The sequence below is a fragment of the Bradyrhizobium sp. USDA3516 genome (genome assembly GCF_057651995.1).
In genome coordinates this window covers 29,811-42,108 of the sequence record NZ_JBYGYN010000018.1, presented here as the reverse complement: position 1 = coordinate 42,108, position 12,298 = coordinate 29,811, and the positions used below count along the sequence as shown (strand labels likewise).

The 12,298-nt window shown below is 60.9% G+C and carries 8 protein-coding genes; 6 read left to right on the top strand and 2 right to left on the bottom strand.

Annotation, left to right across the window (positions count from 1 at the left end; genetic code table 11):
* Positions 1-145 precede the first annotated feature (145 nt).
* Both AC24YW_RS36030 and AC24YW_RS36025 read right to left on the bottom strand, forming a co-directional pair.
* Positions 146-1,861, bottom strand: coding sequence for an acetolactate synthase catalytic subunit (locus AC24YW_RS36030; RefSeq protein ID WP_487487126.1), 1,716 nt, complete (start codon positions 1,859-1,861; stop codon positions 146-148).
* Positions 1,858-3,249 (bottom strand): aspartate aminotransferase family protein, encoded by a 1,392-nt coding sequence (locus AC24YW_RS36025; RefSeq protein ID WP_487487125.1) that lies wholly within the window; start codon positions 3,247-3,249, stop codon positions 1,858-1,860. Before AC24YW_RS36025 ends, AC24YW_RS36030 begins: the two co-directional genes overlap by 4 nt.
* 227 nt (positions 3,250-3,476) lie before the next feature.
* Between AC24YW_RS36025 and torT the strand changes: the two genes are divergently transcribed.
* Genes torT through AC24YW_RS35995 form a run of 6 tightly spaced genes read left to right on the top strand, consistent with a single transcriptional unit; the run spans position 3,477 to position 12,134 of the window.
* A complete protein-coding gene (gene torT, locus AC24YW_RS36020) occupies positions 3,477-4,544 on the top strand; it encodes a TMAO reductase system periplasmic protein TorT (RefSeq protein WP_487487124.1) in 1,068 nt (355 codons plus the stop codon).
* A 24-nt stretch (positions 4,545-4,568) separates the two neighbouring features.
* Positions 4,569-6,143 (top strand): sugar ABC transporter ATP-binding protein, encoded by a 1,575-nt coding sequence (locus AC24YW_RS36015; RefSeq protein WP_487487123.1) that lies wholly within the window; start codon positions 4,569-4,571, stop codon positions 6,141-6,143.
* Positions 6,133-7,158: an ABC transporter permease gene (locus AC24YW_RS36010; RefSeq protein WP_487487122.1), complete on the top strand. Its 1,026-nt coding sequence runs from the start codon at positions 6,133-6,135 to the stop codon at positions 7,156-7,158. Before AC24YW_RS36015 ends, AC24YW_RS36010 begins: the two co-directional genes overlap by 11 nt.
* Positions 7,151-8,161, top strand: coding sequence for an ABC transporter permease (locus tag AC24YW_RS36005; RefSeq protein ID WP_487487121.1), 1,011 nt, complete (start codon positions 7,151-7,153; stop codon positions 8,159-8,161). Before AC24YW_RS36010 ends, AC24YW_RS36005 begins: the two co-directional genes overlap by 8 nt.
* A 51-nt stretch (positions 8,162-8,212) precedes the next feature.
* The gene (locus AC24YW_RS36000; protein ID WP_487487120.1) at positions 8,213-10,285 is read left to right on the top strand and encodes a hydantoinase/oxoprolinase family protein; all 2,073 of its coding nucleotides are present in this window, start codon (positions 8,213-8,215) and stop codon (positions 10,283-10,285) included.
* 4 nt (positions 10,286-10,289) lie between these two features.
* Complete coding sequence (locus AC24YW_RS35995) at positions 10,290-12,134, top strand: hydantoinase B/oxoprolinase family protein (RefSeq protein WP_487487119.1); 1,845 nt, start codon at positions 10,290-10,292, stop codon at positions 12,132-12,134.
* Positions 12,135-12,298 lie beyond the last annotated feature (164 nt).

Below are 12,298 nucleotides of genomic sequence, written 5' to 3'. Positions count from 1 at the left end.
GCGTTCATTGGCCGTCCGCGATGAAACGCGGTGACAAATCAAAAAAGGTCTTCAAAGAGCTCGCCCCGTAGACGAGCCTTCGACGGCCGCAAGTTCTCCTTCGAGAGGCCCAGCGTTCTTTTTTGCGCGGCCTCACACGACCGTCTCAAACAGCGGCGAGGCCGTGATCGAGCGTGCCGTCGAAAAGCGAGATGGGCGGATGAGCCGATGGATCGGTCGTGACCTCGATCAGCCAAGGACGATTGTCTGCCAGCGCCAGATCTAGCGCCTTGGCCAGATCGCCCGGTGCCGCAACCAACGCGCCACCGCAGCCACAGGCGCGGGCGATCGCCGCGTGATCAACCGGTGAGAAATGGCAGGCAGTCGTGTAGCTACCGAACTTAACCGTCTCTGCATCCTTCTGAAAGCCGAGAATACCGTTGTTGAGCACGATGACGACGACCGGAATATTGCTGCGAACTATCGTCTCGAGTTCAGCCCAACTATGTGCAAATCCGCCATCTCCGACCAAGGCGATGACAGGACTCGCCGGCCGCGCCAGCTTGGCGCCGATCGCAAGCGGCAATCCCCACCCCAGTCCGGCCAGCCCGCGTGGCGTGATGAAGCGCTGGCCCGCAGCCTTTCCGCGAAGCTGACCGACAACCCACATGGACGAGTAGCTTGCGTCGGCGACAACGATTGTTTCAGGGGTCAGACGAGCCTGGAGCTCGCGCATCACGCGCTCAGGCCGGATCGGGCTGCCGTTGCTGCCCGAAAATACCGAGCGCTCCTCTTCAAAGCTCTTCCAGGCCGCAGCGATACGCTTCTCCAGGCGTTCGCGCCTATCGCGTCGTGCCGAGAGGTCAACGTTTTCTAGCGCCGCGCCAATCGCCTCCAAGGTGGCTGCGGCGTCTCCGACGAGGCGGGTGGCCTCATAATTCCGCCCGATCTCCTGGGGATCGACGTCGATGTGCATGACACGGGCGCTTGCAGGGATCTGCCGCCAGCTGTCCGTTCCGTTCTGGTTGGTGCGTGTTCCGACCAGGATGATGAGATCGGACTCTTGGAGAATCGGAAGCGTATGCCTGCCGAGCGAGCGAGGGCCGACGAGAGCACCGAGGACGCCTGCAGAGAGCGGGTGCGTTTCATCGACCGCACCCTTTCCCATGTTTGTGGTGAATACCGGTAAATGCGCGATGTCCTGCAACTTGGCAATCGCGGCAGCCGCCGCCGGAGACGCAACCCCGCCGCCGGCGACCACGACCGGAGCCTTGGCTGCCGCGATCGCTGCCGCTGCTGCGCGAATCTCGGGCTCGGCCGGACGGGTCCGGTCAATCGGCCATGCACCAAAGCTCAGGCGGCGCTCGCGGCTTGAAACGGGCACCTTTTCTCGCAAGAGGTCAGCGGGCAGCAACAGGACGGCTGGGCCCGGACGGCCGCTGCCCGCCGCGACGAAGGCAGCGTCCACATAGTCGTCGATGCGATCGGCGGTGATGAGGCGCCGCACTGATTTGGCGCACGACGAAAACAGCGCGAAATGATCGAGCTCCTGGAAGGCATTCCGGTCGAGCTGGTTGCGTTCGACCTCCTGCACCAGCGCAACGACGGGAACACTCGCCTTGTAGGCTTCCGCAAGAGGCGGGACCAGCAAGGTGGCCGCAGGCCCATTTTGAGCAGCAACGACGGCGATCTGCCCGGACACGCGCGCAAAGCCGTCCGCCATTGCGCCGCCCATGTTCTCCTGCCGATAGGAGAGCTGGCGGATACCGATCGCTTCGCAAGCAAGGATGACCGCTGAGGGCAGGCTTTGCCCGAAAATCAGCTTCACGCCATGACGCTGTAAAGCGAGAGCAATACGCTGCGCAACTGTTACTTCGGTCACTTCTGCACCTCAATGGCGTCCAACTGGTTTTGATGATGGGCGAGGAAACCTTCGAAAACCTCGACGATGATTTCAGCGTCGGCGCGCGTCATCGGCGTCGAGAGTGCGGCAGCGGCGCCATACGGCAAGATGATGCCGTTCGCCGCGAAGAAGCGTGTAAGCTCCTTCATGACCGCCGCTCCACCCGGAGTTGGATGCGCATCGCGATAGTCGATTGGCGCTTTCGCCGTCGGATGAATGCGGAACAACGAGGCGGCCCCGGTCACGCAGAGGGAGACGCCCCTCTTTTCGATAGCCCGGCCAATTCCCTCCCGCACGAAATTGCCAAGCGTCTCAAGCTGAGCGAAAGCTGCGTGGTCCAGGTGCCGCATCGAGGCGAGTCCAGCGATCATGGACAATGGATTGGCGGAGAAAGTCCCCCCTTGGGGCAGCATTGGACGGCCCGCCGAGGCGTCAAAAACCCTCATCACGTCCTCGCGGCCGCCGATCGCGCCGATAGGCAGGCCACCACCGATAATCTTGCCCATTGTAACAAGATCCGGAATGAGGCCGTAACGCGCGGCCGCGCCTTCAAAGCCTTGCCTCAGATTTAGAACCTCATCAGCAATCACCAGGATGCCGTTTTCGCGCGCCGTCTGCTGAACCGCAGCAATGAATTCTGCGGTAGGCGCCGTCAAACCTCCGCGGCTTGGCATCGGATCCAAAACGACCGCCGCGAGATCGTGCGCATGCAAGGACAAGAGCCGGCGCGCCCCCTCGACATCATTGAAGCGCAGGACAACAACTTCATCGAGCACGCTCTGAGGCATGCCCCGATAGAAGGGCGCAGACTTGGGCGAGGCAGGATCACCCCAATTGTTCGGCGCCGCAGCCTGGCTCACCTCAACCCAATCATAAGCGCCATGATAGGCACCCTCGAGCTTGGCAATCTTCGACCGGCCGGTGAATGCCCGCGCGGCCTTCACTGCAAAAAGCACTGCCTCAGTGCCTGTATTGACGAAGCGGACCCGATCGACGCGCGGAATCCGATCGCAAAGCAGCTCCGCGAGCTCGATTTCGCCGCGCGTCGGATTGGCAAAGCAGCTTCCCCGCTGCAGCTGGTCGGTCAGGACTTCGACAACAGGCGCGAATGCGTGACCGTGGATCAGCGTTGTGAAGTTGCAGTTGAGATCCAGAAAGCGCCGGCCATCGATGTCGAACACATAGCTGCCGGAGCCGCGCTCGATATAGACCGGCTCCGGATCCCGCTCGATCGTGACGCGAGAGGTCCCATCCGGAAAAACAAGACGCGCCCGAGCAAAACTCTCTTTGGAGCCTTGCCCCGCGCGCTCAAATTCTGCTGCGCCGTTCGAACCTGCCCGACCACCTGTCACGGATTTCCTCGCCATTTGCCACGCACCTCGCGCTTAGACCAGCTTGGTATTTGATGCAACAAAAATGGCTCTAAGCTGCGGCGATTGTTCCTTGCGGTGCACAACGAGCAATCTCGCCCAATATTTAGTCAGTTCCCGGGCTTGAGGGCCGAAAACTTTTGTTACATCATATTTGATACATGAAAAGGCTGGGACTTGTTATTCCGCCCGGCGGTTCATTCTCAAAAGGATGGGGTCCATTGATGAAGAAGTTTCGCGGACTATTTTTGCTTTCCATTGCCCTCCCGCTCGCATTCAAAGTCGCGCCGGCCTCGGCCGGGGACGCAAAGTGGTATCCCTTCAAGATGAACGATGCCTCGGCAGATGCGCTGAAGGTCATCGACTATTCGCCAGTCGAAAAGGCCGAGAAGCCTCACAAGATTTGCGTGCTGTTCCCCCATATGAAGGACAGCTTCTGGGTGGCTGTGGCCTACGGCATCACCGAGCAGTCGAAGGCGCTCGGCGTGAACATGAATCTCTATGAGGCCGGCGGATACGACAATCTGCCCAAGCAGCTGTCGCAGTTTGACGACTGCCTTGCGAGCGGCGCGGATGCGATCGTGATCGGCGCGATCTCCACTGTGGGCGTTGCCAAACAGGTGCTTGCCGCGAAGGCGAAAAATATCCCTGTCATCGCCGTTACAAACAGCTTCATCTCGCCTGATCTCACCGCCGGCGTGTTTGTTGATCTCAAGTCGATGGCTTCCGCCTCGGCGAACGCCCTTCTCGCCAGCATCAAGGCCGGTGAGACGGCAAACGTCGTGACGTTCCCTGGCCCTGCCGGTTCAGGTTGGGCAGAGACCATGAACAAGGATTTCGAGGCTGTCGTCGCGAAGAATCCAAACGTGAAGACACTCTCGTCCAAATTCGGAGACACTGGCGTTGCGGTCCAGCTGCAGCTGGTTCAGGACGCGCTCCAGGCGTACCCGTCCATGAATTGCATCTGGGGCACCGCTCCGACAGCGGAGGCTGCCATCGGCGCCTTGGCCGAGGCGGGCCGCAGCGACGTCAAGATCATCTCGACCTATGAAAACCAGGCGATGCTCGACGCGCTCAAACGAGGCGACATTGCCGCATTCACAACCCAGTACCCGGTCATCGAAGGACGCGTGGCCATCGACCAGGCGGTTCGCATCCTCGACAAAATGCCCTTCATCCGCCTGGTCCAGCCGATTGCCGGCGTGATCGACAAGGCCACGATGGGCAAGATGGACATGTCCACCGTCTTGGCCCCGGCGAGCTGGAGCCCCGTGTACAGCGTGAAGCAGTAACTCGTCGCGTTGCAGGCAAGAGCGATGTCGGAAGCGTTTGTTGAGCCACCTCTGATGGCGAAGGAAAAGACTCTTGAGCCGATTTTGACCCTACGGGGGATCACCAAACGCTTTCAGGGCATCACCGCGCTCCGGCAGGTCGATTTTGACGTCCGGCCGGGCGAGGTGCATGTGCTTTTCGGCGAGAACGGCGCCGGCAAGTCAACATTGATCAATGTCATTGCAGGTACATTCCAGCCTGATGAAGGTAGCTATCACTTCGATGCGGAGGATCTCGGCAGTCTCACCCCCCACCGCGCCCGCGACGCGGGGATCTGCGCAGTTTTTCAGGAGTTCTCGCTCGCGCCGAATTTGACAGTAATCGAGAACGTTTTTCTAGGCCGCGAGATCAAGCGCAGGGGAGTGCTCGACCTTGCCGCAATGCGAAGCCGCGCCGGCCGTCTCATTGCCGATCTGGGATTCGAGCTTGAGCTCGACCGCCAAGTCGGAACGCTGTCACGCGCACATCAGCAAATGGTCGAGATTGCAAAGGCGCTGCTTGGAGAGCCCCGGATTCTCATCCTTGACGAGCCGACCGCCTCTCTGACAGAGCGGGAGGCAGAACGCCTTTTTGAGCTCGTGGCAGCTCTGAAGCTACGTGGTGTCGGAATCATCTACGTATCGCATCGCATGCGGGAAATCCGCGCTCTCGCTGACCGCATTACCGTGCTCCGGGATGGACAGCTTGTGCTCACACTTGATGCTGCCTCTGTTCAGGATTCCGAGCTCGTCGAATTGATGACTGGCCGCAAGATCGACGGCTTCTTTCCGAATTTCGACCACCAGCCGGGGCGCATTGCTATCGAGCTGCGAGGCCTGTCGGCCGCGAGAGGTGCGATCAAGGGAGTGAACTTCGTGGCCCGCGCCGGCGAGATCACGGGCATCGCGGGCCTCGTTGGCTGCGGCAAGTCCGAGCTGGTGCGCGCCATATACGGGCTCGAACAGATCGAACGCGGCGAAGTTCGGATTCATGACGAAGCGCAAGACAGTTTGTCGCCAAGGCACAGCCTTCGCCGCGGTGTTGTGTACTTCCCTGCCAACCGCGCCACGGAAGGATTGGCGCTTGCGCGCATCGTGCGAGAGAATGCCTCGATGTCGAGCCTCGATGTTCCAGGCATCGCGCGGCGAGGCATTCTGGACATGCGGAGGGAGCGTTCGCTCGTCCAACAGGCGGTCGATCGATTAAAACTGCGTCCGCCGAATCTCGAACGCCCGGCCGGCAAGCTTTCCGGCGGCAATCGGCAAAAGGTGATGCTCGCCCGCGGATTGATGCGCGATCTTTCGATCTTTCTGTTCGACGAGCCGACGGTGGGCATCGATGTCAGCGCCAAGCGCGAAGTCTATGACTTCATGGGGCGGCTTCTCGCGGCTGGTGCCGCAGTCGTGGTGGTTTCTTCCGAACTTCCCGAAGTCCTCGCCTTATCAAACCGTCTCTACGTGATGCACCATGGCCACATCGTCAATGAGCTCGAGGGCAATGAGAAGACCGAACAAAACGTCTTGGCCAGCTTCTTTCGCGATGAGCCCATTCACCCGCTGGAACAGCGTCGTGACCATTGAAGATGCGCCCATGAACGCGTCATCGCGCCCTAGTGTGCTGGCATTTGCGCGCTTGCTGTCGGCGGCTGGCATTTTGCCTATCCTTCTGACAAGCTTGATTGTAGCGATGTGCGTTGCCGACCCGAGATTCTTCGGCATGGCGAACGTAACGAATATTCTTCGAAATGGATCGGTGCTTGCGATTGTCGCTTTCGGCCAGGCTCTCGTGCTTATCGCTGGAGGCTTCGATCTGTCGGTTGGAGCGATTGTTGCACTCGCGAGTCAAATCGCCGCCGTCACGATGCGTTGGGCTGGGGCGGCGTTTCCCGAGCACGACGCTCTTGTGATCGCCCTGGGCGTCGGCGCAGCGCTCGGAACGGGACTTCTGGTCGGCCTCGTGAACGGAATTTGCGTAGCCGTGCTGCGCATATCCGGCTTCATCGCGACACTTGGCTCAATGTCGATGACGCTCGGCATTGCGCTGATGATCACAAATGGAATTCCCGTCTATGGCCTGCCACAGTCATTCATAACCCAGTTCGGGCGGGCACGTTGGCTGGAGCTTCCGAGCGCAGCCTATGTCGCTATCGCCATCCTTCTCCTGCTCACGTTTGTCCAACGCCGGACCGCCCTTGGGCGCTATCTCTATGCTATCGGCGGCAACAAGGAGGCCGCGATCGTCTCCGGCATTGCGACGCGCCGCTATCAAATCGCCGCTTACGTGATATCCGGCCTGCTCGCGGCAGTGACGGGACTGCTTTTGACCGCTCTCGTCGGGTCGGGGCAAGCAAGCTTCGGCGGCGACCTCATGATGCTGCAATCGATCGCGGCTGCCGTGATCGGGGGGGTGAGCCTGCATGGGGGCGTGGGGCGCGTCGGGATGGTCGCTCTCAGCGCGATCTTTCTGAGCGTCCTGTCCAATGCGCTCAACCTGTTGCGGGTCGATTCCCGCGTCCAGCCCATCATTATCGGAATAATCCTGATTTGCGCAGTTGCGCTCGACGAAATTCGCCGGCGGAGGTTTGTGCATGACTGATCAAGAGGCCGGCATGAACATCCCCTCACCTGCAACGCAGCCGGAGCGGACACATTTTTCGCTCGTCCAGCTGGTTCTCCCGGCCGGTGTCGTCATCTTGTTTGCGGGCTTCACCCTTGCGGATCCCCGCGTGATGTCGCCCGCCAACCTCATCAATATCCTGCAGCAGACGAGTTTTTTGTTTCTCTTCGCGATGGCACAAACGATCGTGATCATAGCCAAGGGGTTTGACTTGTCTCTTGGTCCGACCGCGTCGATGGTGAGCGTCGGGTCTGCGCTCGCGATGGCGGCACTTGGTCCGGCCCATCTTGGCGGGGCCGTGATCGTGGCCGTTGGCCTTGCCGCGGGCGCCGGGCTTGGCGCCTTACTCGGGGCCTTCAACGGATCGGTCATCGGCTTCTTGCGCGTCACGCCCTTCGTAGTGACGCTTGGCAGCTTCAACATTGCGACAGGGATCGCCACAACATTGTCCGGGGGACATCCGGTCCAGGGCATGCCCGAACTATTCTCCCAGCTTCTCAGTACGGGGACGTTGCTGGGCCTGCCGGCTCCCATTGCAATCGCCATCGCTGCGGGCCTTGCGCTTCATTTCGTGCTTCGCCGCACTGTGTTCGGGCGCGGCCTGTATCTGGTTGGCTCGAACGCGCGTGCGGCCGAAGTTGCAGGCGTTCCGGTCAGGCTCATCCTTTTTTCGGCCTATGTCCTGAGCTCGGTTTTGACGGCGCTCGGAGCGATGATCCTTACCGCGCGAACAGGGTCCGGCGAGCCGAGCATCGGCGGCACCCTGTCACTGCAATCCGCGGCTGCTGCGATCGTTGGCGGGGCTAGCTTTTCTGGCGGCACCGGCAGCGCGGGTACGGCCCTCCTCGGCTCTCTGTTCATCATTGTCCTTTCGAATGGCATGAACCTCGTCCAGATTAGCGGCTACGTGCAGATGGTTGTGCTCGGCGTCATCGTCGTCGCCGGCGTCCTCCTCGACCGCCTCCGGACCCAACAAAACTAACCAGCGAATCGCCCGGCAATCGCGGTCCAGCTCTTGGAGTCAACGAATTACATGTCTTATGTCATCACGATCGACACTGGAGGAACATTTACCGATGCGGTCATCCAGGACGAAACTGGCCGACTGACGATTGGCAAAGCGTTGACGACTCCCAAGCGCGCTTTCGAAGGGATGTATGGCGCGATCTCTTCTGCTGCCCGTCTGCTCGACCTGACACCTGAGCACGTGATCCGCCGCGCGAGCCGCCTCATATTCGGAACCACTCGTGCGACTAACGCGATTGTCACGCGGTCAACGGCACGAACCGCCTTTTTCGTTAGCGCGGGCTTTCCGGACATTCTGTATCTAAGAGAGGGTGGCAAGAAGGATGCGCACGACTTCCGCACGCCTTACCCCGAACCTTACGTCCCGCGTCGCTTGACCTTCGAAATCAGCGAGAGGATCAATGCGGAAGGTGGCATTGAGACCGCCCTTGACGAGGCCGGCGTCATCGCTGCCGCGCTCCAATTGGAGCGTCTGGGCATCGAGGCTGTCGGGGTTTGCCTCCTGTGGTCCATCGTCAATCCCGCGCATGAACTCCGCGTTGCGCAACTGCTTGAAGAGCACGCTCCCGGCGTAGCTGTAACGCTATCGCACGAGATCCTGCCAGTCCCTCGTGAATATCGCCGCGCCTCGGCAGCCGTGCTGGATGCCTCGCTCAAGCCGGTGATGCAGAAGTTTCTTGAGGACATGGCAACCGATCTTGAGCAGCTTGGCTTCTCAGGTGATTTGCTCGTTTCGACAACCGTAGGCGGGTGCATGGAAGTCGCGTCCGCAGCGCGCACGCCCGTCCACCTCGCCAAATCCGGCCCGGCGATGGTGCCGCTCGCCGCCAAGGAATATGCCCGCCGGGTGACCACAAACGGGGACGTCATCATTTGCGACACCGGAGGCACCACTTTTGACGTCGGCCTAATCCGAGACGGAGAGGTCGTGCGGACGCGGGAGACTTGGCTTGGACCCCGCTACACCGGAGAACTGCTCGCTCTGTCCTCGGTAGACATCCGCAGCGTTGGCGCGGGGGGCGGCTCCATCGCCTGGGTCGACGATGGCGGGCTGTTGCGTGTCGGTCCGCAAAGCGCCGGTTCTGTGCCAGGGCCGGCCTGCTATCCGCGCGGCGGCAAACTTCCGACCGTCACGGATGCAGCGGTGGTCGCCGGCTACATCGATCCGCACCTTTTCCTGGGCGGTCGCATGACGCTGGATGCTGCCGCAGCACGGACCGCCATTGCAACGATTGCAGACCGGCTCTCGCTTTCAGTGGAGGAGACCGCGCTTGCGATCCTGACCATCGCAGATGAGACCATGATTTCCGCTATCCAGGATATTACGGTCTCCGAAGGCGTGGATCCACGGCAGAGCGTCTTCGTGGCAGGTGGGGGAGCGGCCGGCCTCAACATCGCCTCGGTCGCTCGGGCTCTTGGTTGTGAGACAGTCCTGCTGCCGCAGACCGCCAGCGCCTTGAGTGCCTGTGGTATGCAGTTCTCCGACGTCGTCGCGGAGGAGGCCGCCAGTGGCATAACCAGCAGCGACGCGTTCGATCAGACAATCGTCCGGCAGGCGCTGTTGCGCGCCCACACAGCGCTGGAAACGTTGCAAGTCGGACTGAAGATTGCTCGCGACGCAGACTGCAGCTTCGAAATCGCGGTCGATGCGCGTTATCGGGCGCAAATCTGGGAGCTCGAGGTTCCTCTGGCCGGCCTATCGATCGAAAGCCAACTCGACGGGACCGAGCTCGCGCAGCGTTTTCACAAGATTCACGAGCGGACCTTTGGCGTCGACGATCCTCATGGCATCGTTGAGTTTCTGACCTGGAAAGTAAGACTTCGCGTCGCGCTGCCGCGTCCGACTGCCAAGCCGATCGCCGAGGTGGCTTCCAGCGCTCTGCTCCAGAGGAAGGGAGCCTATTTTCCGGGGTTGGGACTTGTCGAGACGGCCTTCTATGATGGTCCTGCCCTCAGGCCCGACCTAGACGTTGTCGGCCCTGCGATCATCCTCGAGCCGACTACGACGATCGTCGTTCCACCAAATGCGTCGGCGCGTCTGTCCCCCACCGGCAGCTATCTTCTGAAGCTGGAAAGGTAAGTCCATGACGCAGTCGATCAACGACAGCCGCATCCAGAAGCAGGTGACTAAGCCGACGGCCGGAACGTTCACCGATCCTGTCCTGGCGGCGGTGCTTGCCAACCGCTTCGAGGCAATTGTCCGCGAGATGACCAACACCGTCTTGCGTTCTGCGCGGTCGGTCATCGTCAGCAACGGGCGCGATTTCTCGTGCGCGATCGTAAGTAGCGATTCCGAGCTCATATCGGTAGCCGACGGCCTGCCCGTTCATACCTTCAACTCGCACATGCAGGCAGCCAACATCGCGCGTCTTCACCCTGATTTGGCGGAGGGTGACGCGTTCATCGACAATGATCCTTATACGGGCAACACGCATCCTGCTGACCAGACCGTCATGGTCCCGGTCTTTGTCGATGGCGAACATCTCTTTACAGCCTGCGCCAAGGCGCACCAGGCCGACATCGGCAACAGCCTGCCGACCACCTATCACCCGTTTGCAAAGGACGTCTATGAGGAAGGCGCCATCATCTTCCCCTGCATGCGGCTACAGCGAAACGGGCGCACCATTGAGGACGTTATTCGCTTAGGGATGCGGCGCATTCGGGTTCCAGAGCAATGGCGCGGCGATCTCCTCGCGACGCTTGGGGCCGCACGTATTGCCGAGCGGCGGCTGAAGGAGCTCTGCCGCGAGCAAGGAACGGCCAGGATCAAGACCTTCATTAAGGAATGGCTCGACTATTCCGAGCGCCTCATGGCGTCGCGCATCGCCGCCCTGCCCGGGGGACGCATGGAGGTGAGTTCGCGGCACGACCCGGTCCCAGGATTTTTGCCCGAAGGCATCCCGGTCAAAGCCGTGATCCAGGTCAATCCGGATGCGAGTGAAATCACCGTCGACCTCCGCCACAACGATGACTGCGTCAGGGCGGGCTTCAATCAGACCGAGGCAACGGCCCGCAGCAGCGTTATGGCCGCGATCTATCACAGCTTGGGCGTTGGACTACCACGCAACTCGGGCGCATTTCGCCGTATCAAGGTCTTGTTGCGCGAGAATTCCGTCGTCGGCATTCCCCGCTTTCCGGCAAGTTGCTCGATCGCCACGACCAATGTCGCCGATCGCCTCGTCAACTTGGTTCAATCGGCCCTCGCTGGCCTCGGTCATGAGATTGGTCTCGCGGAAGGCGGACTTTGCATGGGAGTAAACTCCGCCGTCATTTCCGGCAATGACTTTCGAAACGGCGCGCGCCCCTACATCAGCCAGCTGACGCTGGCCTCTAATGGCGGGCCAGCTTCTCCGTTTGCCGATGGGTGGGGAACGTACGGCATTCCAGCAGCCTCGGGACTGACCTATCGCGACAGCGTCGAAATCAATGAGATCAAGTTTCCCATGATCATCGATCACATGCGTCTCGTGCCTGGGAGCGCTGGAGCAGGCAGCCATCGCGGCGGGCTGTCGGTTGAAACACGTTACCGTGCCCGTGCAGACACGATGACAGTCGTCACCAACTCAGATGGGCAGTTGTTTGCGCCGCAAGGAGTGCTCGGCGGGCAACCGGGGTCTCTCGGCTCTTCCTTTTTAATCCATGAGGACGGCAGCGAGGAGCGGATGCCCGGCTTCGGTGTGCAGGTCATCCGCAAGGGACAGGCCGTGCGCGGCACGACCAATGGGGGCGGCGGGTTCGGCCATCCATCAAAGCGAGACCCTGCCTTGGTACTGCGCGATGTGTCCGAGATGCGCGAGACCATCGATCGCGCGCGGGACATCTATCAAGTAATTCTTGCGGGAGACGCCACGCAAGGAACGCTTACCCTCGACGCAGAAGGCACCGCCACATTGCGTCGGGCGGAGCGGTCCGATGCACGGGCCCCCTAGCCGCCCTTTTTCGATACACCGAGCGACCAGAACGAGCCTCGACAAGATGTATTCAAAGGACGAGCGAAAGATGACTGAGCCTAGCCACAAGGAGCGACACTTTCTTGCGGACCTGGATCTCAGTCCGCTTCCGGTACGCTCCAGATGGGCCTCGATTGCAACGC

Excerpts from the sequence above, each read along its gene's own strand:
- AC24YW_RS36005 (WP_487487121.1), top strand. The coding sequence starts at position 7,151 with ATGACTGATCAAGAGGCCGGCATGAACATCCCCTCACCTGCAACGCAG.
- AC24YW_RS35995 (WP_487487119.1), top strand. The coding sequence starts at position 10,290 with ATGACGCAGTCGATCAACGACAGCCGCATCCAGAAGCAGGTGACTAAG.
- AC24YW_RS36000 (WP_487487120.1), top strand. The coding sequence starts at position 8,213 with ATGTCTTATGTCATCACGATCGACACTGGAGGAACATTTACCGATGCG.
- torT (WP_487487124.1), top strand. The coding sequence starts at position 3,477 with ATGAAGAAGTTTCGCGGACTATTTTTGCTTTCCATTGCCCTCCCGCTC.
- AC24YW_RS36025 (WP_487487125.1), bottom strand. The coding sequence starts at position 3,249 with ATGGCGAGGAAATCCGTGACAGGTGGTCGGGCAGGTTCGAACGGCGCA.
- AC24YW_RS36015 (WP_487487123.1), top strand. The coding sequence starts at position 4,569 with ATGTCGGAAGCGTTTGTTGAGCCACCTCTGATGGCGAAGGAAAAGACT.